This is a genomic window from Phaeodactylibacter xiamenensis, assembly GCF_000759025.1.
Lineage (GTDB): Bacteria > Bacteroidota > Bacteroidia > Chitinophagales > Saprospiraceae > Phaeodactylibacter > Phaeodactylibacter xiamenensis.
Genome location: NZ_JPOS01000083.1, coordinates 85139 through 109921, shown reverse-complemented (window position 1 = coordinate 109921; position 24783 = coordinate 85139). Strand labels below are relative to the sequence as shown.

Here is a 24783-nt window from a genome sequence, read left to right as displayed (position 1 = left end):
CCATACCCTTTACCGATTTTGTTCCCCAGATAAAAATGTGCAATAGATGATTAAGCGCTTGCGCGAATATGCGTTGTGCATACAGGAGACAGAAGCTTCTGTAACTCTATATAGTTTACTAACAATGGTAAATTTACCCCCCCCCCCGCGAGATTCCAAAATTTTTGAGTGTTTTTTTCAAAAAAACATTGTGCCATAATAATTATTCCAATACTAGTCTGCGCTCAACTTGAATAGTTTAAAGTTTACTGCCCACACTGCTCTGCTCCGAAAGGCAAAAAAACCAAATAAAAGAAACCCAGCGCAATTTCCCGGCCCACACTCCATTATTAAACCTCGCTTGACTACCTTTGCCGCCAACGCAAACCTGACCTGTTTATGACGCACACCCGGTATCACGACGTTGTTCTATTGCTCCTCCGCCTTATGTTTGGGCTCAGCATGGCCTATGCGCACGGCTGGCCTAAGCTGCAAAGGCTTACAGGGGGCGAAGAAGTGAAGTTCCTCGATTTCCTGGGCCTGGGGCCCGAAATTTCACTTGGGCTGGCGGTTTTTGCCGAACTGTTCTGCGCACTGTTGCTTGCCGTGGGGCTATTCACCCGGCTGGCGGCCCTACCGCTGATCATTACCATGTTTGTGGCGGTCTTTGTGGCGCATTGGGGCGACCCCTATTCTGATATGGAAGGCGGGCTGTTGTTTTTGGTGCCCTATGTTTGTATTTTACTGGCAGGCCCCGGTTGGTATTCGATTGATGCTCAAATCAGAAAGTCAGCTTAACCAAGTTACCATGAAAACGCTTCTGCATTTTGTCACCCTGGCGCTTTTGACCGGACTCCTCAGCGGTTGCGGCAGCCCCTCCGGCAATGCCATTTCCAGCGATTACCAAATCCTGGAAGGGGAAACGATGGGGACCTACTACCGGGTTACTTTTGATAATCCCGGCATTGAGGAGGTGCAACCGAAAATAGACTCCATACTGCGGCAGCTCAACCTGGAGGTTTCCACCTACATACCGCAGTCTACGATTTCGCGGTTCAACCGGGCGGATAGCTTGTTCAATCTGAACACCAATCCGGTGGACGGTGCCGCAGATACCTACCCGAATGACCACTTTATCCGGAATTTCAAGGCAGCTCTTGAAGTATACCACGAAACGGAAGGTTACTTCGATGCCACTGTTATGCCCCTGGTCAATTATTGGGGCTTCGGCTACACGGAAAAACGGAAGGTGGCCCGGGTCGACAGCCTTGTGATCGATTCTCTGCTGCAGTATGTAGGCATGGATAAGGTGGAACTGCAGCGCTTTGACGATACCGATCTCCTGATCAAAGCACTGCCTGGTGTTAAGCTGGACTTTAGCGCGGTAGCCAAAGGCTATGGTGTGGACCTGGTGGGGCAGCTGCTTTCCAGCCTGGGGGTGCAACATTTTCTGGTGGACATCGGGGGGGAAGCCCTGGCTAAAGGGAAAAGCCCCAGAGGGGACATTTGGAACCTCGGCATCAACGTGCCCAAAGAAGGCGCTGCAGTGGATGAAATACAGACCACCGTGCCTCTGAAGGACCGGGCGCTGGCCACTTCCGGCAATTACCGGAATTACTACGAGGTGGAAGGGCAAAAATACAGCCACACCATCAACGCCAAAACCGGCTACCCGGAGCGCAATACCCTGCTAAGCGCTTCCGTTTTTGCAGACGACTGTATGACCGCCGATGCCTACGCCACCGCTTTCATGACCATGGGCATTGAAAAAGCAAAGCCAATGGCAGAATCCCTGGCGGGCATTGAAGCCTATTTTATTTATGGCTTACCGGACGGCGGCATGGCCGTGACCTATACGCAGGGGCTTAAAGAACTTTTTCAATCAAACGACGAATAACCATTACTATGGACTTCAATCTGGACCGGGACTTGATTTTTTTTGATTTAGAAGCCACTGGGCTTAGCGTGGTCAGAGACCGGATTATACAAATCGCAATGGTCAAATACCCCAAAAAGGGAGGGGAGCCTCAGGAACTGAGCATGCTCATCAACCCGGGCATCCCGATCAGTGAAGAAGCGATGGAAGTCCACGGGATCACCCCAAAGGATGTCGCCAACAAGCCTACCTTTCAGCAGGTGGCGGAGGAGATTTACAACTTCATCGGCAATGCCGACCTGGCGGGCTACAACTCCAACCGCTTCGACATTCCCATGCTGATGGAGGAGTTCGACCGTGTAGGGATCGAATTCAATATCGACAACCGCCGGTCCATCGATGTGCAGCGCATCTTCTACAAAATGGAGCCCCGTAACCTTAAGGCTGCGGTGCGCTTTTACTGCAACAAGGAGATGGAAAATGCCCACGACGCCCTCGCCGATGTCTACGCGACTATCGATGTCTTCAAAGGACAGCTGGAAAAATACAGAGGCGTGGACTACGAAGACGACGATGGCAACATCACCCCTACCCCGGTGACCAACGATATGCAGGTGGTGCACGATTTTACCAATGATTTGCGTTATGTGGACGCGACGCAGAAAATGAAGTATGATGTTGACGGCTCTATTGTGTTCAGTTTCGGTAAATACAATGGCAAGCCGGTCGGCGAGACACTGTCCAAAGACAAACAATACTTCAATTGGATCCTCAATAAGGAATTCAGCTCGCAGGTGAAGCAAATTGTGAAGAGATTGGTACGCGAATATGAGAATCAGTAGAATTATTGCGGGTATAATATTGCTCCTGACGCTATGGAGCGGATGCTACGAGCCTCAGGACGGGTGCCTTGACCTGGAGGCCGTTAACTACAATTTTGCGGCTGACAACAATGCGCCGGAGGATTGCGAATATCCGGAGATCAGAGTGCAGTTCACCCACGTCTACAGCACGCCGGATACGGTTTATACTTTCCGGTTGCGCGACAGCGTCTATCTGGATGAAGCCGGCAACCCCTTCTCGGTGAATGCGTTCGAATTTTTTATATCCGATTTCGAACTGCAGCGTACGGATGGGGCCTACCTTAAAATAGAAGAAGAGCTCGATCTATACCTGTTCGACAACAATGGCAACGTCGTGCTGCAAATGGTGCCTGACAATTTCGGCTTCGTCCGGGCAGGCAACAGCAGCAGCATTAGTCTGGGCACCCTGCGGGAAGCCGCTGATCTGCAAAGCCTTCGGTTTTTTGTGGGGGTGAACGGGCAGGCCAACGTCGCCATTGCCGATTCCATCCCGCTTAGCCACCCCCTTGGGCTGACCGATAGCCTGCTCTACTTCAACCAGGACTCGGGTTATGTGTACCAATTCATAGAGCTCTTCCGGGATACCACTGCGGCCGATACCATCCCTGAGCAGCTCCGCATCGGCACTTTTGCCAATCTTCAGCAGGTGCAGTTGCCCGTAGGTGGGGAGAAAATTCCCGGCTTCAACCTCAAAGTTGTGATACAGATCGATTACAGCAAGTGGCTGGCGGGCATCAATGTAGCGACAGATTCCAATGCCGAATTGCAGCAAATAATTGTCGGCAATACAGCAGAGGCCTTTTCTTTGCAGGAAATCGTACTGGAATAGCGTTGAAAAGGACAACAGCTTTTGTGGTAAACCTGTTATGTTTACAGCTAAAATCAATTAGAAGCTGAATTTATGAAGCAAATACTATCCCTTTTTGCGCTTGCCGTTGCCGTCTTTGTGGCTGGCTGTGGCAACTCTGATGACAACGGTGGACCCGCCACCACAGAGCTTACCCTCCTGGCTACGGGCACCTACGGAGACGACCCGCTCGTGATGTTTGAGCGGACCTATGAGTACGAAGACAATATGGCGCTGCAGATGCAACTGCTGCAGACTTACCTTTCTGACATCGCGCTGGTCTACGAAGAAGACGGTGTCGAAAAAGAAGAATTGCTGACCGATGTTGCGTTGGTCAGCTTTGGCAATGTCTTCACGGACGAAGATGCCGCCGAAGGCGTGGAAGTTGTTAAGATGGAAGTGCCCGTCCGCAACTACACGGGGTTAAAAATCGGGCTCGGTGTTTCTCCCGTGCTTAATGCTACTATTCCACCTGACTACGACCTGACGCACCCGCTGTCTCAGAACTACTGGGAAGATGCCTCCAGCTATATCTTTTTCAAAGTAGAAGGCAATGCAGATTTGGATGCCGATGGGCAGTTCCAGGATAAGCTCACCTACCATGTCGGGGGTGACAACAACTACAGCACGGTCCAATTTACCGGAGCAATTGACCTGGAAAAAGGAACGCCGAAGACCCTCGCTCTAAATATCGACCTTCAGAAAATTCTCATCAAAGGAGACGGGACGTACTGGGATTTCCGGGAAGGGCAGTTTGCGCATTCCACCACTTCTCCGGCTGCTGTTTTCATGGGTGAGAATTTCCCGAATGCAGTCCGCCTCGAAACCCGGTAAATGACAAAACGCCCCTGGCATATGATCGGGGCAGCTTTACTGTTGTTCAGTCTGCCTCAATGTACCACTGATCCGGCTCCTTCAGTGAGGGAGGCTCCTTTGCAGGGGCCAGCCCACTTTGTACAGTTGGTGGAGGATGCAGCGAACCCGTACAGCCCGGAAAAAGCGGCGCTGGGGCAAATGCTGTTTTTCGATCCTGTCCTTTCCAAAGATTTCAGCCTTTCCTGTAGCAGCTGCCACCTGCCGGAGCGAGCCTTCACCGATGGCAAAGCGATCGCAGTGGGCGTTGACAACCGCGAAGGCATCCGCAATGCACCGTCCCTGGTCAATCTGGCCTGGATAACCGAAGGGTTGTTCTGGGATGGCCGCTCCCCCACCCTTGAGGAACAAGCCGTGCATCCGGTCATTAATCCCAATGAACTGGGCAGCGACTGGGCTACGGTGTTGTCCCGTTTGGAAGCGCATCCGGACTATCCGGGCTACTTTGAGAAGGCGTTTGGAACAGGCATCGCACAGCAGACAGTTGTCCATGCCCTGGCCCATTTTCAGCGAAGCCTTATGAGCAGCGAAAGCAAGTACGACAGCGTGATGCGGGGGGAAGCAGCTTACACGGATTTGGAGTTGCATGGCAAGCATATCTTTTTTGATTCTTCAGAAGACCTGCCGGATGGCGAATGCGGCCATTGCCATACGCCACCTCTGTTCACCGATCAGACCTATATGAATAATGGTGTGCAACAGGAGCTGGCTCCTTATCATTATCCGGATGCCGGGCGGGGTGCCGTAACGGGCGTAAAATATGACAACGGCCGCTTCAGAGTACCCAGCCTGCGTAACATTACCCTTACGGCGCCCTACATGCACGATGGGGGCTTTGCCACCCTTGAGGAAGTCATTGAGCACTACAACAGCGGAGGGCACCCTGGGCTTAATGTAGACCCAAAAATCAGAAAATTACATTTCAGTGACGAGGACAAGCGGGCTTTAATCGCTTTTCTGGGAACCCTTACCGATACTTCGTTTGTTCGTAAATTGTCCGATCAAAAAGTTTTGCTACAATGAAAATACCTGCGCTACCCCTTTTTCTTGCTCTGCTCACCCTGACCCTTTTCAGTGCCTGTCAGGAAGATAACACCGGTGATCCTACCGTATGCGATAACTGCCCGCAGGAAGAACCGATACTGGCGGATTACAACCCGACGGACTATTCCTTTGACTATCTGCCCGATCATTTCCCCAATCCTATCCTTCCGCCGGACAACCCGATGACAGAAGAGGGCATTGCACTGGGCCGCATGCTGTTTTATGATCCCATCCTTTCACGAGACAGCACGATTTCCTGTGGCAGCTGTCACTTTCAGGAGTTGAGCTTTACGGATGGCGTAGCGGTGAGCACGGGTATTGACGGTCAGTTGGGCGTACGGTCTTCTATGCCTTTGGTGAACCTCGCCTTCAACCCACGGGGCTTTTTCTGGGATGGCCGTTCCGCCACGCTGGAAGAACAGGCCCTGGTACCTATCGAAGACCACCGGGAGATGGACGAGTCCTGGGACGTAGTGGAAGAGAAACTTCGGAACCACCCGGATTATCCGGCAAAATTCCGGGAAGCCTTTGGTATTGAATATGCGAGTGAAATTGACCGGAATTTGGCCGTAAAAGCCATTGCTCAGTTTGAGCGGACGATGGTCAGCTATCAGTCCCGTTTTGATCAGGTGGTATGGGCACAGCAGGGCTGGCCTACCGAGGAAGAGCAAATGGGGCGTGACCTGTTCTTTGTAGAGCAAGCGTTACCTACTCAGGAGCACCCGGGCTGCTCGCACTGCCACGGTAGTTCCCTCTTTACAGAAAACAACTTCTTCAACAATGGTATCTCTAATGTGGAGGACCTCGAAAGCTTCCCGGACAAAGGCTTCGGAGAAGTGACTGGAAATATCTACGACAATGGTAAGTTCCGGGCGCCTACCCTACGTAATATCGCCCTCACCGCACCCTACATGCACGATGGGCGCTTTGCCACACTTGAGGAGGTACTGGACTCTTACGCAGCTGGCGGGCACGGTATCGCCAATGAAGACCCAAACATCCAACCCTTCGCCCTGAGCGACGAACAGAAGCAAGCCATGATCGCCTTTCTAAATATGCTGACAGATACAAGCTTTGTAAATAATCCGGCGTTTAGTAATCCGTTTGGGGAGTGAGTGACGGTAACATGAGGTGGATGCTTAGGTGATCCACGAGGCACATTCCGCACCTACAGCGCGGGAAAGCGATAGCAGATTGGGGTTACCCACATACAGTCCCTAACGGGACTACAAGGGGTTGCCTACACGTTCGCCTGAGCAAAAAAACGCACTAACCGTAGCCCCCGCTACCCTTCGGCATGACGAAACTCCACCAGCGCAATGCCCCGCTAGGGGCAAAATATGGGTAACTCCAAGGGAACCGCAATGGCTCCGCGCCGTTAGGTGCGGAATGTGATTTGCTCAAGGCGTCTACACGATAAACAAGGCTCTGTTGATAGCAGGCCTTTGTGGGAGGCACATGCCGCACCTACGGCGCGGGGAAAGCGATAGGCAGATTAGGGTTACCCACATACAGTCCCTAAAGGGACTTCAATGGAGTGCCTACACGTTCGCCTGAGCAAAAAGGCGCACTGGCCATAACCCCCACTACCCTTCGGTATGACAAAACGCTAACAGCGCGATGCCCCGTTAGGGGCAAAATGTGGGTAACCCCAAGACATCGCAATAGCTCCGCGCCATTAGGTGCGGAATGTGATTTGCTCAACGCACTATGCCATATGGCTCTGTTGATTAATCCTTCATAGATCTGAACTCCAACGAAGGCACATGCCGCACCTACGGCGCGGGGAAGCGGCAGCAGATTGGTGGTTACCCACATACAGCTCCTAGCGGAGCTTTGGGGCTTTGCCTTCATGTCTCATCAGAAAGTAAAAGAGTATTACTGGACAAAAAGCCGGCAGCACGGGAAAGCGGCAATAGGATTAGGGGGGCTACGGACGGTCCTTGGCGGGACATCAAGGCCTTCAATACTTGTTCCCTGAGTTCCAAAAGAGGGCTTAGACTAGAGCCGCTATGGTTTAGCTGTGGCCGAGCGCTGCCCGCCCCAATGCCCCTTTAGGGGCAAAATGTCGGTAACTATAAAGTGTCGCACGGCCTCGCGCCGTAGGTGCGAAATGTGAGCTGCTGGACGCTGCTGCAGGCGATTACGGTAAGAACTCCACCACCTTACTCATGCTTAGCACCAGACCTTTCGACAAAGGCACATTCCGCACCTACGGCGCGGGGAAAGCGGTTGCAGATTGGAGGTTACCAACATACAGTCCCTAACGGGACTTGAAAAGTTTCCCTTGAGTTTAAAAAGCGAATTGAAAATAAGCACTGCTTGGTGTTCAACTCAGCTATGCCATTTCAATGCCCCATTAGGGGCACAATGTGGGTAAACCTAAGGCATAGCACTAGCTCCGCGCCATAGGTGCGGAATGTGCGTCAGGACAAGTATAAAATCAAAAAGAAAACAGCACAATCCCAGCCCAAGCCTACTTATAATCCTCCCGCACCGGGTGAAAAACATCAATCAGGTAACAATCCGTAAGCGCCTCCGCTGAATGTGGGGTGTTACCGGGAATCACCACAGCATCTCCGGCTTCACAGATCTTTGTTTTACCGTCCACGGTCATCGACAACTTCCCGGAGATCACGTTGGTAACCTGCTGATGCGGGTGCTGATGCTCAGGCAGGACACTCCCCTTTTGAGCTTGTACATGACCGATGGTCACCTCATCCGTATGAATCAGGCGCGCATTGAAACCGGGCACCAGCTCCTTTTCAAGGATATCTTCCTTCAGGCGTAGGAAACTATTGCTGCTCATCTTCAGTAACCGGGTTGGCAGGTGGTTTTTCAAAGAAATACAGCAGGTCGGAAATCACCTCTTTCAAATCCTTGCGGTCCACGATGAAATCCAGGAAGCCATGCTCTAAAAGGAACTCCGAAGTTTGGAAGCCTTCCGGCAACTCCTTTTTGATGGTCTCTTTAATGACCCTGGGGCCCGCAAAACCAATCAGTGCTTCCGGCTCCGCAAAATTGATATCGCCAAGCATGGCAAAAGAAGCTGTTACACCACCCGTGGTCGGATCCGTCATCAAAGAGAAATAAGGCACTTTAGCCCTCGCCAGTTGGGTAAGCTTAGCCGAAGTCTTCGCCATTTGCATCAGCGAAAATGCCGACTCCATCATACGGGCACCACCTGACTTGGAAATCATCAAAAAAGGAATGCGGTGCTCGATACAGTGGTCAATCGCAAGCGCGATCTTTTCCCCCACTACGGAGCCCATAGACCCGCCGATAAACTTGAAATCCATCGCCGCAATCACCAGAGAACGGCGGTTGACTTTTCCTTTCGCTACAGCTACCGCATCCGTGAGGCCAGTTTTGTCTTTAGCATCCTCCAACCGCTCGGTATAGGGCTTGAGGTCAGTAAAGTTCAGAAAGTCCTTAGAGCGCAAATCTTCATACAGCTCCTCGTACTGCCCATCGAAAATCAGGCCGAAGTAATCGTAGGAACGCAGACGGACATGGAAGTTGCAATGCGGGCATTTGAAGAAGTTGTCCTTCAATTCCTTAACGGTAGACGTTTCCTTGCAGCGCCGGCATTTGTACCACAGTCCTTCAGGGGTGTCCTTTTTATTTCGTGTGGCGGTTTGAATGCCATCTTTGAGTCGTTTAAACCAGCCCATTCAGTTGCTTTTTGGATGATGATTATTTTTCGCTGTAACAGCAACACAAAAGGTTTTCGGGGGTCGCACCACTGTTGAGCAACGGTAAAAGCACCATGCCGCAAACAGGCAGTGTATTGATTCTCAGCGGTATACGATCATAAAAAGCCTGTTTATCCGGCTTTGCCTGTCGTAAAAACGCATCCAAAATAATGCGCACGGGGGCAAATCTAATAAAAAACCAGATACTTATTTGTACTGATAGGCCCGGACAGCGTTGACAAATGCCTTAACACCTTCAAGAGGCGTATCCGGATAAACGCCATGCCCCAGGTTAGCAATATGCCCCCTGCCATAGCGGTCCAGCATGGCTACAGCTGCCTTCGCCACTTCCTCGGGCGGCGCGTACAACTGACAAGGGTCCAGGTTGCCCTGCAATACTTTGTCAGGGCCTACCCATTCACGGGCAAGCTCAGGGGGCGTGTTCCAGTCCAGCCCAACTACCTGACAATCCACCTGCCCAAGGTCTTCGTAGACAAACCAGGCGCCCTTCGAAAATACAGTAACGGGAACATCGGTAATGGATTCTGCGATCACCTTTATATAAGGCAACGCAAACTCCCGGTACTGCGCCGGGCTAAGAATACCCGCCCAGGAGTCGAATACCTGCACGAGCTGCGCGCCGCTTTCGACCTTCAGTTTGAGGTAAGCAATGACGGTTTCCGAAATCTTCTCCAGCAATTGATGGGCGAGCTTTGGGTCTGTATAGAGTAGCTTCTTGGCTTTTGAAAACGTCTTGCTGCCACTGCCTTCCACCATATAAGCCAGCAGTGTCCAGGGCGCGCCCGAGAATCCGATGAGGGGCACCCGGCCGTCCAGTTGCTGCCGTGTGAGCGCCACGGCATCGTAAACGTACTGCAGTTCAGCCGCTGCGTCGGCACCGCTTGTCAGCTTTTGAACGTCCGCCTCGCTTTTGATCACTTCCGGAAAAAGCGGCCCGCGTTTCTCTACCATTTCATAGGTCAGCCCCATCGCCTCGGGGATAACCAGAATATCAGAAAAGATGATCGCAGCGTCCACATTGAGCTCATCTACCGGCTGAATGGTCACTTCGGCGGCAAGCTCCGGTGTTTCCACCAATTCTTTAAAGCCGGAAAGCCGGTTGCGGATGGCGCGGTACTGTGGCAGGATGCGCCCTGCCTGCCGCATTAGCCATACCGGCGGGCGTTCCACCGCCTCTCCACGGGCGGTTCTTAGAAAGAGGTCATTCTTTGTGCTCATGCGGCAAACTTAGCCAAATTTTTATTTTGCTTGCTATAAAATGTCTAATTTGGGGGCTTCAACTACCTGACCTTACACGATTATGATAAAAAATTTACCGCTGCACTGGAAAATCATCATCGGTCTTATTGCCGGTATCATTTACTCTCTCGTTTCCAGTTCACTGGGATGGAATAGTTTTACACAAAACTGGATTGACCCCTTTGGCACCATATTTATCCGCTTGTTGAAATTTATCGCTGTACCACTGGTATTGTTTTCCATCATTGGCGGCGTCGCAGGGCTTCCTGATCCTGCAAAGCTGGGCAGAATGGGGGCAAAGACCCTGGTGGCCTATGTTGTTACCACGGTAGCAGCGGTTACCGTAGGTCTGGTGGTCGTCAACCTGTTCCAGCCAGGTGACTACATCGATGAAGGGCAGCGGGTCAAGAACCGGCTCAAGTACGAATTATGGGCAGAAAGCACCCCCGGTGGACGTATACTGGACGGAGAGCGCTACCTTTCCAAGCCAGAGTATGCGGATCTCGTTGCTGAGGCAGAAGCTGCCATGAAAACTGAAATGAGCGACGAAGGCGTAGAAGCCCGGATGAAAGCCGCTGAGCAATTTAAAGAAGCCGGCCCGCTGCAGTTTTTGGTGGACTTTGTGCCCGATAACATCTTCGCAGCACTGACCGATTCAGGCCGAATGCTGCAAGTTATCTTCTTTGGGATTTTCTTTGGCATTATGTTGTTGCTCATCCCTCAGGAAAAGGCACAACCGGTACGACAGCTAATAGATGGAGTCAATGAAGTCTTCCTCAAAATGGTGGAAGTGGTGATGGAGGCCGCCCCATTTTTCGTTTTTGCTCTTATGGCAGGGGTGATTTCCAAAATGGCCAGTACGCCGGCAGAGGTTATCGAAATCTTTAAAGGCCTGCTCAGTTATTCCATAGCCGTACTGATCGGTCTTCTGTTTATGATCTTTATCTTTTACCCTCTGGTTGCTTCCTTCTTTGTGAAGAAATTATCCTACAGCGGTTTCTTCCGGCGAATTAGCCCGGCGCAGTTTCTGGCTTTTTCAACGAGCTCCAGTGCGGCAACGCTACCCGTGACGATGGAATGTGTCCGGGACAACATCGGAGTCTCCCAAAATGTCACCAACTTCGTACTGCCCATTGGCGCAACCGTTAATATGGATGGCACGAGCCTTTACCAGGCTATTGCGGTGGTCTTTTTGGCGCAGATGCACCTGGTAGACCTTACCCTGGGGCAGCAACTGACGATCGTGCTCACCGCCACGCTGGCTTCCATAGGCTCAGCCGCAGTACCGAGTGCAGGGCTGGTTATGATGATCGTGGTGCTGCAGTCCGTAGGGCTTAATCCCGCATGGATTGCAATCATCTTTCCGGTGGACCGCATCCTGGATATGTGCCGGACGGTGGTAAATGTGACCGGAGATGCAACAGTTTCCACCCTGATTGCCCAAACGGAAGGCGAACTGGATGTGAAACGGCTGGAAGAACTTGAAACTGTATAATTCTAAATACCCATGGCTGAACAACAATTGCTTGGAATTGGCTCCCGGGTCAAGCACCCGGCTTACGGTGATGGCGTCGTCATCCGATTGCACAAAGTGGCCTACGATGTATGCTTCATGGTTTATGGCATCAAACAGGTCGGTAAGGAATACGATAAATGGGAAATCATTGATGCGGTCCCGGCTGAGGAAGGGGTCTCCTTCAATGAAATCGAAAAGTCCCTGATCAAAGTCCTGCGCAATTTTTCAGATTTACAGGAAATCACAGAGCTGGGCAACCGCTGGGAAGGCGGGAAACTCATACTGGAGCCGGGCGATCCGGCAAAAGCCAAGGAGATGCCCATCGAGAGTTTCTTCCATAAAATCGTGATGGTCCGCGACCGCTTGCGCGTAATGGAACAACGCATTAACAGCAGCAATCTGAACGATGAAGAAAAAGTCAATCTGCAGCAGTACATCACCCGTATCTACGGCAGCCTGACCAGCTTCAATGTGCTGTTCAAGTACAAGGAAGACCATTTTAAAGGAACAAAATCCTAAATCGGAGGAAACTTAAGGCAACAAAATGGAAAAATTCACATTTGAGCCTTAAAAATGCATCTTTTGACCGATTATGGAGTATAGTATTAGAACCCGCAAATCTGAATATTGCATGAACAACGCTTTCCGGCTCATCGCTGTGCTTTTGCTTGCCGCTTCGCTATTCCAGCAGACTGGCTGTATCGTTGTCGAAAACGAATTTTCGGCATTGCCTCCCGGCCCATGGCGTGGTGTACTGGAGTTGGAGCCCAACCTGGTAACCCCTAATCCCGATGGAGAGCCACTGCCGGAAAAGCTCAACCTGGAATTCGAAGAAGTGACCAATGGCGAACTGCCCTTCAATTTTGAAGTCGTGTATACCAATGACACCGACTTCTACATCGAGCTGATCAACGGAGCGGAGCGGTTCCGGGTAGATGATATTACAATTGGGCTGGACCGGTCTACTGCAAAAGATACCATCGTGATCAATTTCCCGGTCTATGATTCCCGCATCGAAGCCATCTATGAAGAAGATGTCATGGAGGGCGAATGGATCGTCAACAACCGGGGCGAGGACTATCGTATCCCCTTCAAGGGCTATCACGGCAAAGGGCATCGTTTCACCACGCTGCGCAAAACGCCCAAAACGGACCTGAGCGGCAAGTGGGCAGTTACCTTTGGCGTGGAGGGAGGTGAAAGCGAGCAGTACCCCGCTGTTGCTGAGCTAAAGCAGGATGGGAATGCTTTGACCGGCACTTTTATGACCGAAACGGGCGATTACCGCTTTTTGGAAGGTAGTGTACAGGCTGACAAAGTCTACCTCAGCTGTTTTGACGGGGCTCATGCCTTTATGTTTGAAGCCCGGATCCGGGAAGATGGCAGTTTGTTGGGCTCTTTCCGTTCCGGTAAGCACTTTCAGACCCTTTGGACGGCAAAAAAAGATTCAGAGGCGACCTTGGCCGACCCCGACAGCCTGACCGGGCTCAAAGCAGGCTACTCCACTCTTGAATTTGCCTTCCCTACCCCTTCCGGCGACACCCTACGGTTCCCGGATGCCCGGTATGAGGGCAAGGTGGTCATTGTACAATTGCTTGGGACCTGGTGCCCCAACTGCCGGGACGAAACGGAATTCCTGAAAGCATACCTGGAAAACCATCCGCAGGCTGACCTGGAGGTTATCGGCCTTGCTTTTGAACGCTACGAAGACCCGGAAAAGGCTATGGCGGCCATCCGGCGTTTTAAAGACCATCTCAATCCGGGGTACGAGATCGCACTCGCCGGGCCTGCTGACAAATTAGCAGCGGCAGCAGCACTACCGATGCTCTCCGAGGTCATTGCCTATCCCACGATGATTATCATCAACAAAAACGGAGAAGTAGAGCGTATACATACCGGTTTCAATGGCCCTGCTACCTCTGCCTATGTGGATTTCAGAAAAGAATTTAATACATTTATAGCTAGCCTGCTGGAGTGAGTAACAGAGAAAAATTGTATCATTTATTCCTGTCTGCCCGTGAAGCCACGGCCAGGCAGGCAGGTCCGTCAAACTGCTAAGCATAACACCCAAAAATCATCAACAATCATGAGTACGAATAGTATTGCACTGGCCTACTGCGCTGATAATGAGTCTACTGTTGCAGAAGTTCAGGAACATTTGTCTGCCTCTGCTTACACCTTTCACCATTATTCCTGCAACCGGTCAACGGATAACAACTTCCTAACTGATCAGTTGCTTGGGCAGTCAGACCCTATTTTGCTTTTCATTAGCGACAATTACCTCAAATCAGCTCAATGCATGAGCCGTGGGCTGAAGCTGCTGCAGGAAAAGCGGCATGATATTCTGCCGATCATCATTGACGGCATAACCGAAGATCCGGCTACAGGGCAGAAAAAAGCTGTACATACCGATTTTGAACGGGTGAGCGATATTATTCAGTATATCAACTACTGGCAGGACCAGTACCTGGACCTGCGGCGACAAAAGCGGCAGATGAACGAGCTGGATGAAGACCATTTCAATACGCACCTCAAGGTAATGCGGGAAGTGTCGAGTGAAGTGGGTGAATTCCTCCGCTTGCTCCGCAGTATGAACTACCTGATCTTGCCTCAGTTCAAGGCTAATGCCTACCAGCAATTTTTCATTTTCACAGAAGACGAAGCCAGCTGGACTTCCTTCAAAACGGGCTTCAATCCTCCTGTTCCGCAGCCGGAACCCACCGCACCGGAGCCGGAAGCCCTTGAAGTGGAAACCGAAGCAGAGCCGGATCCCGACCCTGAAATCATCGCCAACATCCCGGGCATTGACAAACTCTACCCGGAACAAAGCGAAAGCAACGTCAGTCCGGAAATGGACGAACCTGTGGAGGATGTGCCTGCAGAGGCCCCTGAATCCAATGAGCAGGAAGACGAAGATATTGTCGCTGATACTCCTACTCCTGAACCGGAAACCGGGTTTAGCCCGGAAGATGAAGAGACAGAAACTCAATCCAAGGCTGCTGATATGGAAGATGGCTCGGAGTACTGGCAACAATCTGGTGAGCAGGATCATGAAGAAATCTTCGAGCCTGTGGCTGAAGAAACCAGTCCTGAGGAGGAAGTTTCAACCGAAATACAGGATCAGGACCGCATTGAGCGTGCCCTAAGCCTGCTCAACAACGGGCAGGTGGAGGATGGGCTGCAAACTATGGCTGATGCCATTGAAGCACAACCTGATAATGCCACCCTGCGCTACCATTATGCGTTGATGCTCGCCCGGTCCCGCAAGGATTACCATTCCGCCCGTGAAGAGCTGTTGCCGGTTATTGAGCTGGACCCGGAAAACACCGATGCCCTGTTTTTGCTTGGAGAACTGGAAGAGCTGGAGGGCGACTTTGAATCGGCCCGCAGCCATTATCTGATGCTGCTTGATGTGGATGAAGATTACCCAAATGTGTACTACCGTCTGGGCATGATTACTGCCGCTCACTTTGAAGAGGAGCGTGCCGAAGCGGCCAAATACTTCAGGAAAGCGGCGAAGCAGGACAGAAGCAACTACGATGCGCTGTACCAGTATGCACTACTCCTGAATGAAGCGCTTGGCAAGCCCGAAAAAGCAGTGAAGTATTTCAAGAAAACCCTGAAAGTCAATGCTTTCCACCCTTTTGCGTACTACGATATGGCACTGGTATACCATCAGCTGGGCGAATACCGGAAAGCAGCAGATGCTTATCAGAAAGCTATTCAGATCAATCCGGAACTAAAGACGGCTGAAAATGACGAAGCCTTTGCTATTGCCGCCGCTCAGGCAGAAGGGAATACACACGAAAAGCAAACCTCCACATCGGCTTCAGGTACCGTCAATATGAGCGCAATTGAAGCACTTAAGGACAGTATTGTACAACTCGAACAGTTGCTCCGGGAAAAAGAAGAAACGGTCAATGACCTAGAGGGGCAGCTCGCTGCCCGCCCGGCTACCCCCCCGCCCCCACCCCGCCCAAAGGTCGATCAGACCGTCTTGATAACCGGGGCGACTTCCGGTATCGGCAAGGCAACAGCTTCTCTGTTTGCAGAAAAAGGCTATCGCGTAATTATCACCGGACGGCGCAGGGAACGCCTGGACCTCTTCCGCTCACAGCTTACGGAGCAATTTGAAGCAGAAGTAATGCCCCTGACTTTTGATGTACGCAGCGAGCAGGAATGTGAAGCCGCACTCCATCAACTGAGCGGGCAATGGGCAGAGATTGATATCCTTATCAATAATGCCGGGAAAGCTAAAGGGCTGGCTCCTGTGCATGAAGGGGAGCTCCGCCACTGGGAAGAGATGATCGATACGAACCTAAAGGGGCTGCTGTATATGACGCGCCTCGTGGCTCCGGGTATGGTCGCACGCGGCACAGGGCACATCATAAATGTCTGCTCAACGGCAGGTAAGGAAGCCTACCCCAACGGAAATGTCTACAACGCTACTAAGTTTGGTGTGGATGGCCTGACAAAAGCTATGCGTATGGATTTGCACAAGCACGGTGTGCGTGTAGGTATGGTGAGCCCTGCTCATGTGGAAGAAACGGAGTTTGCTCTCGTTCGCTTCGATGGGGACGAAAGCCGTGCTCGTATCTATGAGGACTTTAAGCCTCTGGCCAGCCATGATGTGGCAGAATCCATCTATTTCATCGTTAACCAGCCGGCACATGTCAATATTCTTGATGTGGTCCTGCAGGGTACGCAGCAAGCCAGCAGTACGATCATCGATCGTTCCGGCAGAGACCGGTATGAAGAAGAGGAGTAAACGCCTAAATAATTGGAAATGAGTTACAGGGCTTCGATGATGACCATCGAAGCCCTGTCTGCTTCATACTATTGCTTCAGAAATTTGACCTGATGGATCTGTTGGTGCATTTTCACTTTTGCGACGTACCAGCCGGCAGGCCAGCTTTGAATGTCAATCTGATGAACAGCCCTACCCTGCTGCTGCCCTTTCATCAACTCTACCAGCTGCCCGCTAGCATTCAGAATAGCAATTTCATAGGCCCGCCCGGGATAAATATTTGAGAAAGAAAGGTTGACAAATGCCGTGGCCGGATTCGGATGAGCTTCCAGTGCAGATTGAAGTTCCAGTTCATTAACCTGAACCACCGTGGTGTCTTCCATTTCCTGTTCAATAATCAGGGAGTCAAGCGGATAGGAAAGAATAGAGCGGGCAAATGTCCCCACCAGCAAGCGGTTGTTGATGCTGTCGTATTCCAAGTCGTATACCGGAACGAATGGAAGATCGGCCCCAAGCCTCTCCCACTGCATACCGGCATTCATAGTGCCATACACCCCTCCGTCAGTACCTGCGAAAAGGATAGAATCCTGATGACCCGGCAAAATGTATACGTCATTGACGGCCAAAGGCGGCAGGTCTCCGGAAATATCTTCCCAGGTTTGCCCGGCATCCGTGCTCCGGTGCAGGTGAGGGATGAAATCATTGTCCTTGTAGCCGGAATGAGCCGCATAAACGTAGTCTTCGAAATCAGGGGAGGGCTTCACACTCGTTACATAACGCTCCGGAAGCCCGGCGCTGATGTTGGCCCACTGCCCACCGGCATCATCAGAACGCCAGACGTTGGCGTCTACTGTGCCCACATACAATCGCCCTTCAACCACCGCCGACTCCTGAATGCTCGTGATAGCATGATAGCGGGGATGGAGCATCAATCCATCTGTCAGGTCTTCACTTATGGGGGCCCACTGCGGAACAACGCCAGCCGTACTTTGGTAAACCCTGAAGGTGCCGGTGTACATCACATCCGGATCATGAGGACTGATGATGTAAGGCATATCCCAGTCCCGGCGGTCAGTAGGGATAATCCCTTCAGTGGCACTAAACCAGGACTGCCCTTCGTCAGAAGAGCCCACGATGTTCCCTCTTTGAGTCTCTGCGTAAATCACCTGCGGCAAATCCGGACGGAAAGCCGTCTGAAAGCCATCACCACCGTAAATGCGGGGCCATTCGAATTCGAGATTGGGCCCACCAGACGTTCCATTGTCCTGAGCCCCGCCGTACACCCAATCGGGCCGGTGAGGGTTCCAGGCTATCCGGTAGTACTGACTGGTGGGTATACGTTCCATATCTTCCCAGTTAAGGGCGCTGTAATCCGAACGGTACAGCCCACCATCGGTAGCCAGCAGGATATTTTCCTGACTGTCAAACACCAGGTCGTGCTTATCGGCATGGACTTCGTAGATAAACCAGGGAGGGGACGCCATCGCCCAGTTTGCGCCACCATCCGGCGACCGCCACAGGTCTACGCCAAGCAGAAAGATATCGTCTTCGGAAACCGGGCTTACCCGGAGCTTGCCAAAGTACCAGCCAAAGCCTCCCAGAGCGTCTGTAGGCAAGCCATTGATGCCCAAATTTTCGGTAATCAGGCTCCACGTATCCCCTTCGTCTTCCGATTTATAAATGCCTTGCAACTGGCTATTCAGTCCTACGTACATGGCATAGATATTTTCGGGCGCGGCAGGGGTAACGGCCAGCCCCACTCGTCCGGTAGGTTCCATAGGGAGCCCTCCGGAGAGCATTTCCCAGGTCAGTCCGCCATCGGTAGACCGGAACACTTTTGCGCCAGGCCCGGTAACCAGGCTCTCGGTATTGCTCCGGATCCTGTCCCAGCCACTGGCATAGAGCACCTCCGGATTGGTAGGATGGCGCACCAAATCAATGGCGCCCGCCTGATCACTGATGAACAGGGTTTGAGTCCACGTCGCCCCACCATCTATAGACTGATAAATGCCACGCTGGGTATTGCGTTCAAAAGGAAGCCCCATCGCCGCTACCGTTAGGATATCGGGTTGATCAGGGTGGACGAGGATGCGCGGCAGGATGCGTTGTGCCTGTAGCCCGAGCTTTTCCCAGGTTTGCCCGCCGTCTTCGCTTCGGTACAAGCCATCCCCTATCCCGGGGTGCGAGCTGATATTCGGATCGCCGGTAGCTACGTATACGCGCTCAGGATCGGTGGGGTCTATTTCGATATCGCCAATAGCCAGGAAGGGCTGATCGTCAAAAATGGGAGCCCAGGAGGCTCCGTCATCGGTGGTCTTCCAAACGCCTCCTCTGGAAAAGCCAATATAAATGGTCCCATCATCCTGAGGGTGTACAGCAATAGTATTGATGCGGGCACCAAGATTCCCCGGGCCTCTGACTGTCCAGGGCTGATCGAAGCCGGGAAAAGCCCCCGACCGCAATTGCAGCGCTGCCCTGGCTTTGGAAAGGGCTTTTTCATACCCTTTAAGGTTGAAATGGTCATCCGGATAAGAGCGTTTAAGGAAGAAGTCCTCTGAGGGCTGATGCCTGGCGTCAAAGGAGGAAGGACCGGAGTCATTATCCTGCCCGCATCCCCACAAGCATAGGGATAACGCGGCAAGAAAGAGCATGTTTTTCATACGGCAGATTGTTGTTACTGGAAAGGTACAGCATCTGCCGGTTAAAGTTGGTTGCGATGAGCTGAAAAAAAACGTGTTTGGCACCATTCAGACAGAATGCAGGCCTACTGATGCCGTGGCATATCGTCAAAGAAAGAGCGGATTTCCGTGGATTGCTCTGGCTTCATCCGGCCACTTAGGATCAGGCGCACTTCCCGGCGGCGGGGCGCGCTGTCGTAGCGCTGCTGCTCAATCTCTGTAAGTGCCAGTACAGGCGGGACGGGTATGGGCTCGTGATCGTCATCAAGGCCGACAAAGGTATAATAGGCATGATTGCACCGCCGGGCGTCTCCACCCTTAATATTGTTCGCGAAAACCTCCACGTAGACTTCCACAGAGGTACGGAACGCACGGGTGACAGAAGCCTCCAGTGTAACCACATCCCCAACCATAATGGGCTTTTGAAAAGACACATGGTCAACAGATGCCGTCACCACATGCGCTTCGCAATGCTTGCCCGAACAAATACCGGATACAATATCCATCCAGCGCAGGAGGTTCCCGCCCATAAGGTTGCCCATCGGATTGGTATCGTTAGGCATGACCATTTCCGTCATTACGGTACGGGATTCGCTTACCCGTTTGGCTTTGCGTTCGCTCATGCTATTATCGGATCATTACCCCTTTGAGGTTGATAAAGGGGATGGTGGTGAAGTTGTTCTCCTGAATGCTGCCTTTGACGAAGACGTACTTCTTGTCGTACATATGCCCTTTGTAGGTAAAGCTGATCCAGTATTCGTTAGTCAGGTCAAAGAGTTTGACCTGAATAGGCTCAATCTTTACGATCTGCAGTGGGCCGATTTCTTCAAAGAAATGGCGCAGCACGGTGGTTTTCATCTTCTCGCCGTCAAGCTCGCCGTAGCCACGGCTGTTGATCAGCACATTGGAGATCGGCTCCTCTTTTAGATTAATCAGATAGCTGTCCCAAAGTTCTTCTTCTGTGGTTTGGGCTGCCCGAGGTGCCACAGCGATGGCTACGTCCTCCACTTTCAGGTTAGGAATATCTTTTATCATAGTTGGGTCGGTCATACCGTTATAGGATTTCATAGGATTCAGCAACTGGGGTTTTTAATGGGTTTTCGTTGTGGGCTGTTTCATAGCCCTGGCATCCGCATATTCGTATTCAAAGAGCTGTGCAAAGGTGGTTCTTAATTTTGTCTTGACTTCTTCAATATCCACCGTGTACCCCAACTCTGCTTCCATGGAAGTGACCGCTTTGTCATCATCGGCTATACCGCAGGGTATGATGTGCTCAAAGTGGCTAAGGTTGGTATTGACATTGAATGCGAAGCCATGCATCGTCACCCACCGCTTAAGATGGACACCGATCGCACAAATCTTTCGCTTAGGCTTTTGCGCTGTTGCCTCAAGCCAAACGCCGGTATACCCTTCCTCCCGCATACCGGTAATACCGTAAGATGCAAGGGTAAGGATTACGGTTTCCTCCAGATAGCGGACATATTTGTGGATATCGGTAAAGAATTCATCCAGATCAAAAATAGGATAGCCAACAATCTGGCCTGGACCGTGGTAGGTGATATCCCCACCCCGGTTGATCTTAAAAAACTCAAAGCCCTGCGCTTTCAGATCAGCTTCCGAAAGTAAAAGATGCTCCAGAGAACCGCTTTTGCCCAGGGTGTAGACCGGGGGATGCTCACAAAACAGCAGATAGTGTGACTGTGGAATCTCAGGCTTATCAGCTTTGCGCTGAGACCGGTTGTGGAGTTTGCGCCCGACAACTTCCTGCAAGCGCGCTTCCTGTAGGTCCCACGCTTCCTGATAGCGGATGCGCCCCAAGTCTTGAAATACAACTTTCTGCATGCTTTTCAAAATGTGCCGCAAAGGTAACGGGATTAGGGCATAAATCAAGTTTTTCCGGGCATTATTCTGATATTTAGTCCTTTAGCTGCCTATCTTTGAGCCTGAATTATCCATTGACCGGTCAGTCATCCGGTTGCACGCCTTTGAAGGCAAACTGTTTCTGAACGACGAACTGCTGGCCGAAAAAGAAGGCACCCTGATGCTAACTTATACGAACGAGCTTCGTATACATTTTGAAGGCTCCAAAATGATCATCAACATCAATGGAAATATCATGGAGAGCCAAAAACTGCAAAAATGATTTATCCAGCCTTGAATATAGCAACAGCATCATCTGATAAAAACCACTGATAATATGCGAACCTATCTGCTTGCCACCTGCCTTTTTCTTTTCAGCTATCCGGTCCTTCTTGCGCAGCCTGCTCCTGATTTTAACATTACTGATAGTCAGGGCAACAGCCATCAGCTCTACGCGGATTACCTCGATCATGGGAAAACGGTAGTGCTCAAGTTGTTCTTTACTTCCTGCCCGCCCTGTAATGCCATCGCCAGTGCCACAGAGCAACTCAATCAGGAGTGGGGCGGCGGCAGTAACGATGTTGTTTTTATCAGCCTGAGCATACTGGGCAATGACACAGACAACCAAGTCAATAATTACAAAGCCAACCATGGCATTACTTATCCCGGCGCAAGCCCGGCTGGCGGCAGCCTCGCCGCCACCGCTCCCTACCAAAATGGCACCTACGGCTTTTTTCTGGGCACCCCCACATTCGTGGTCATCGCTCCCGACGGCACCGTCGATTATGATCCAAGAGGGCCTAATCAGTCCGCCACCCTTATGGAAGTGGATGCTGCCATTGAGGCAACAGGTGCTCAGCGCCCCTTGGTTAGTCTGGCGAATAACGGAAGCGCTGTGGACCCCCAAAATGACGGGGTAGCTGGCATGTCGCTGGAGATTACAGAGTTGGACTCTATAGTAGCGCAGACCAACAGCACCGGCTCTTACAGCTTTAACCTGCAGGTCATGCCGGGACAATCCTACACCCTCCGGGCTACCAAAGATATTAACCCTACCAATGGGGTAAGCACCCTAGACCTGATCTTGCTGAGCCAGCATATCCTTGGTGTTCAGCCCATTACCGATCCCGAGCGCCTCCTCGCCGCAGATGCTAACCGTAGCGGAGGAGTCAGCCTCCTGGATCAAATCCGGATTCGCAAATTGATTTTGAGCATTGATAGTGACTTTGGAGAACAACCCTCCTGGATTGTTATTCCTGCAGATTATGACTTTCAAAATCCGGAAGACCCGTTTGATGAAGTGTATAACGGCAACCTCAACCAGGCCATACTTACTCCAGGCAGCCTGCAGTCCCTGCAATGGAAAGCCATCAAAGTTGGCGATCTCAACCTGGACGCTAACCCCCGGGATTAAGTATAGGGATACTATGACCATTTGATGACGCATTGGCGATGAGGCTACATTTTGAGAATTCAGTCTGGCGAGTATCTTTGCAGGAAAAATTGAGCATGAAAATCCAACTCTTTGGACTCCTCGCTGTCTTGTTGCTGCTTTCCGCATGCGGAGGCGCCGGGTCCACTGATCAAACCACTCAGGACGAGGCGGGTACTTCCGAAAACGCTTCAGTTGCTGACACCCTGCGCTATGAGCAGGAAGCCAACCTGAAAAACCTCCGCCAACTCACCTTTGGCGGCGATAACGCTGAGGCTTACTTTAGCTTCGACAATTCCAAGCTTGTCTTTCAGGCAGCCAATGAGGCATGGGACGCCCCCTGCGACCAGATCTTCTACATGCCCCTAAGCGGCTATACCGGCGAGCGCCCTCCTATGCTCAGCACAGGCAAGGGCCGGACCACCTGTTCTTACTTCATGCCGGGCGATACCACCATTCTCTACGCCTCCACTCACCTTGGAGGAGACGAATGCCCGGAATCCCCTCCCGTTGTCAATGGCAAGTACGTTTGGCCGATTTACGAAAGCTATGACATCTTTGTGGCAGACCTTGAGGGCAATATCAAGCAGCAGCTCACGGATCATCCCGGCTACGACGCTGAAGCGACCCTGAGCCCGGATGGCTCCAAAATTGTCTTCACTTCTACCCGCTCGGGCGACCTGGAACTCTGGACAATAAACACAGATGGTTCTGAGCTGACACAGGTAACAGATGAGCTAGGCTACGATGGTGGTGCATTCTTCTCTCCGGATGGGACCAAGCTCATCTTCCGGGCCTCCCGTCCAAAAACGGAAGAAGAGCAGGCCACTTACAAGGCTTTGCTGGCACAAGGTGTGGTACAGCCTACCGAGATGGAAATTTTCGTGTGCAACGTTGATGGCTCAGACATGCAGCAGATTACCGACCTTGGCGGTGCAAACTGGGCTCCTTATTTCCACCCTTCCGGTGAAAAACTGTTGTTCTCGACTAATCACCATGTAGAAGGTGGGCGGCAGTTCAACATCTTTTCCATCAATCTCGATGGTACCGGGCTGAAGCAGGTGACTTTCGATAAGACCTTCGATGCCTTCCCGATGTTTTCCTACGACGGCAAATACCTGGTTTTCTCTTCTAACCGCAATAACGGGGGCACGCGCGATACCAATGTGTTCCTTGCGGAGTGGCAGGATTAATAAAGACAGCCTTTCTGCAGTTATGGAAAGCCGGTATATCCTTTTGGGGTTATACCGGCTTTCCCGTATTAAATCTTAATTTTAGGGCCTGAAAAGCACCCTATGAAGTACCTACTGACCCTGTTCGCTGCATTATTAGCCATTTCTTCTCTTTTGGGGCAGAATGGTACACCTCCACCGGGGGGCGCCCGGGGCATTGGAATGGGCTTTACCGGCCTGACCTTCCATGATGTCCACGCGGTATTTAGTAACGCAGCCGGTATCGCCAATCTTGACCGCACTTCGGTAGCTGCTTTTGGAGAACAGCGGTTTCTCCTTGAAGAGTTGGGCGCCTATTCCTTTGCAGTGGCTTTGCCTACCAATGCGGGCAATTTCGGGTTGGGCGTGCAGCACTTTGGGTTTGAAGGCTATAACGAGCAGCGTATAGGGCTTGCCTATGCACGCCCGTTGGCTGAAAACCTTTCCATTGGCGGGCAATTTCTGGCGCTGAACACCCAAATTGAAGAGTATGGCAGCCGGCTGGCTTTGACCTTCGCCCTTGGACTGCAATATCAGGCATTGCCACAACTGGAATTTGCAGCCCATATCAACAGCCCGGCGCGGGTGGAGGAAGCCAATGGAGCCTTTCTGCCTACCGTTCTCAGTGTTGGCGCACGGTATACGCCTTCCGGGCAGGTATCCATTTTGGTGGAAGCAGAAAAAGATATTGACTATCCGGTACGCACTAAAATCGGTATCGAATACCAGGTTGCCGATCCTTTTTACCTGCGGTTTGGCGCTGCTACGCACCCGGCAACGGTGACAATGGGTATTGGCTACCAAATTGCAGACCGGCTCTGGTTTGATGTAGCTTCCGGTTATCACGAAATCCTCGGCTTCTCACCCGCCGGGGGCATTCACTATCAGTTCTAAAAACGCTATTG

General features: G+C 51.7%; 22 protein-coding genes. 15 read left to right on the top strand and 7 right to left on the bottom strand.

The window, feature by feature from the left end:
• Positions 1-378 precede the first annotated feature (378 nt).
• From IX84_RS23350 to IX84_RS23320, 7 genes are all read left to right on the top strand, one after another.
• Positions 379-777 (top strand): DoxX family protein, encoded by a 399-nt coding sequence (locus IX84_RS23350; protein ID WP_044226543.1) that lies wholly within the window; start codon positions 379-381, stop codon positions 775-777.
• Between the two features lie 10 nt (positions 778-787).
• Positions 788-1876 (top strand): FAD:protein FMN transferase, encoded by a 1089-nt coding sequence (locus IX84_RS23345; protein WP_044226540.1) that lies wholly within the window; start codon positions 788-790, stop codon positions 1874-1876.
• An 8-nt stretch (positions 1877-1884) separates the two neighbouring features.
• Complete coding sequence (locus IX84_RS23340) at positions 1885-2697, top strand: 3'-5' exonuclease (protein WP_044226538.1); 813 nt, start codon at positions 1885-1887, stop codon at positions 2695-2697.
• Complete coding sequence (locus tag IX84_RS23335) at positions 2684-3547, top strand: MbnP family protein (RefSeq protein ID WP_044226533.1); 864 nt, start codon at positions 2684-2686, stop codon at positions 3545-3547. Before IX84_RS23340 ends, IX84_RS23335 begins: the two co-directional genes overlap by 14 nt.
• Positions 3548-3619: 72 nt before the next feature.
• Positions 3620-4399, top strand: coding sequence for an MbnP family protein (locus IX84_RS23330; RefSeq protein WP_044226529.1), 780 nt, complete (start codon positions 3620-3622; stop codon positions 4397-4399).
• The gene (locus IX84_RS23325) at positions 4400-5461 is read left to right on the top strand and encodes a cytochrome-c peroxidase (protein ID WP_063978296.1); all 1062 of its coding nucleotides are present in this window, start codon (positions 4400-4402) and stop codon (positions 5459-5461) included.
• Complete coding sequence (locus IX84_RS23320) at positions 5458-6597, top strand: cytochrome-c peroxidase (protein ID WP_044226527.1); 1140 nt, start codon at positions 5458-5460, stop codon at positions 6595-6597. Before IX84_RS23325 ends, IX84_RS23320 begins: the two co-directional genes overlap by 4 nt.
• Positions 6598-7958: 1361 nt before the next feature.
• On the opposite strand, the gene IX84_RS23315 is transcribed toward IX84_RS23320, so the two are convergent.
• The 3 genes from IX84_RS23315 to hemE all read right to left on the bottom strand — a co-directional run bounded on the left by IX84_RS23315 (position 7959) and on the right by hemE (position 10416).
• The gene (locus tag IX84_RS23315; protein ID WP_044226524.1) at positions 7959-8291 is read right to left on the bottom strand and encodes a cupin domain-containing protein; all 333 of its coding nucleotides are present in this window, start codon (positions 8289-8291) and stop codon (positions 7959-7961) included.
• Entirely contained in the window at positions 8278-9156 is an 879-nt protein-coding gene (accD, locus tag IX84_RS23310) for an acetyl-CoA carboxylase, carboxyltransferase subunit beta (protein WP_044226521.1), read from the bottom strand. Before accD ends, IX84_RS23315 begins: the two co-directional genes overlap by 14 nt.
• A 228-nt stretch (positions 9157-9384) precedes the next feature.
• Positions 9385-10416, bottom strand: coding sequence for a uroporphyrinogen decarboxylase (hemE, locus tag IX84_RS23305; RefSeq protein WP_044226518.1), 1032 nt, complete (start codon positions 10414-10416; stop codon positions 9385-9387).
• A gap of 85 nt (positions 10417-10501) precedes the next feature.
• On the opposite strand from hemE, the gene IX84_RS23300 reads away from it, so the two are divergent.
• The 4 genes from IX84_RS23300 to IX84_RS32630 all read left to right on the top strand — a co-directional run bounded on the left by IX84_RS23300 (position 10502) and on the right by IX84_RS32630 (position 16718).
• Positions 10502-11932, top strand: coding sequence for a dicarboxylate/amino acid:cation symporter (locus tag IX84_RS23300; protein WP_044227204.1), 1431 nt, complete (start codon positions 10502-10504; stop codon positions 11930-11932).
• Positions 11933-11944: 12 nt separating this feature from the next.
• Positions 11945-12472 carry a hypothetical protein gene (locus tag IX84_RS23295; protein ID WP_044226515.1) on the top strand — a complete coding sequence of 176 codons (528 nt, stop codon included), beginning with the start codon at positions 11945-11947 and terminating at the stop codon, positions 12470-12472.
• Between the two features lie 112 nt (positions 12473-12584).
• A complete protein-coding gene (locus IX84_RS23290; protein ID WP_044226512.1) occupies positions 12585-13928 on the top strand; it encodes a TlpA disulfide reductase family protein in 1344 nt (447 codons plus the stop codon).
• A 108-nt stretch (positions 13929-14036) separates the two neighbouring features.
• Positions 14037-16718, top strand: coding sequence for an SDR family NAD(P)-dependent oxidoreductase (locus IX84_RS32630; RefSeq protein ID WP_081968904.1), 2682 nt, complete (start codon positions 14037-14039; stop codon positions 16716-16718).
• A 68-nt stretch (positions 16719-16786) separates the two neighbouring features.
• On the opposite strand, the gene IX84_RS23280 is transcribed toward IX84_RS32630, so the two are convergent.
• The 4 genes from IX84_RS23280 to lipB all read right to left on the bottom strand — a co-directional run bounded on the left by IX84_RS23280 (position 16787) and on the right by lipB (position 21217).
• The gene (locus tag IX84_RS23280; protein WP_160213900.1) at positions 16787-19348 is read right to left on the bottom strand and encodes a VPS10 domain-containing protein; all 2562 of its coding nucleotides are present in this window, start codon (positions 19346-19348) and stop codon (positions 16787-16789) included.
• A gap of 113 nt (positions 19349-19461) precedes the next feature.
• Positions 19462-19998: an acyl-CoA thioesterase gene (locus IX84_RS23275; protein ID WP_044226507.1), complete on the bottom strand. Its 537-nt coding sequence runs from the start codon at positions 19996-19998 to the stop codon at positions 19462-19464.
• 4 nt (positions 19999-20002) lie between these two features.
• Positions 20003-20425, bottom strand: a complete 423-nt coding sequence (locus IX84_RS23270; RefSeq protein ID WP_238578331.1) for a hypothetical protein — start codon at positions 20423-20425, stop codon at positions 20003-20005.
• 39 nt (positions 20426-20464) lie between these two features.
• A complete protein-coding gene (lipB, locus tag IX84_RS23265) occupies positions 20465-21217 on the bottom strand; it encodes a lipoyl(octanoyl) transferase LipB (protein WP_044226505.1) in 753 nt (250 codons plus the stop codon).
• Between the two features lie 133 nt (positions 21218-21350).
• On the opposite strand from lipB, the gene IX84_RS33595 reads away from it, so the two are divergent.
• From IX84_RS33595 to IX84_RS23250, 4 genes are all read left to right on the top strand, one after another.
• Positions 21351-21518: a hypothetical protein gene (locus IX84_RS33595; protein WP_160213898.1), complete on the top strand. Its 168-nt coding sequence runs from the start codon at positions 21351-21353 to the stop codon at positions 21516-21518.
• Positions 21519-21572: 54 nt separating this feature from the next.
• Entirely contained in the window at positions 21573-22649 is a 1077-nt protein-coding gene (locus IX84_RS23260) for a redoxin family protein (RefSeq protein ID WP_044226503.1), read from the top strand.
• A gap of 95 nt (positions 22650-22744) precedes the next feature.
• Positions 22745-23860 (top strand): TolB-like translocation protein, encoded by a 1116-nt coding sequence (locus tag IX84_RS23255; RefSeq protein WP_044226501.1) that lies wholly within the window; start codon positions 22745-22747, stop codon positions 23858-23860.
• 102 nt (positions 23861-23962) lie between these two features.
• Positions 23963-24772, top strand: a complete 810-nt coding sequence (locus tag IX84_RS23250) for a hypothetical protein (RefSeq protein WP_044226500.1) — start codon at positions 23963-23965, stop codon at positions 24770-24772.
• Positions 24773-24783: the final 11 nt, after the last annotated feature.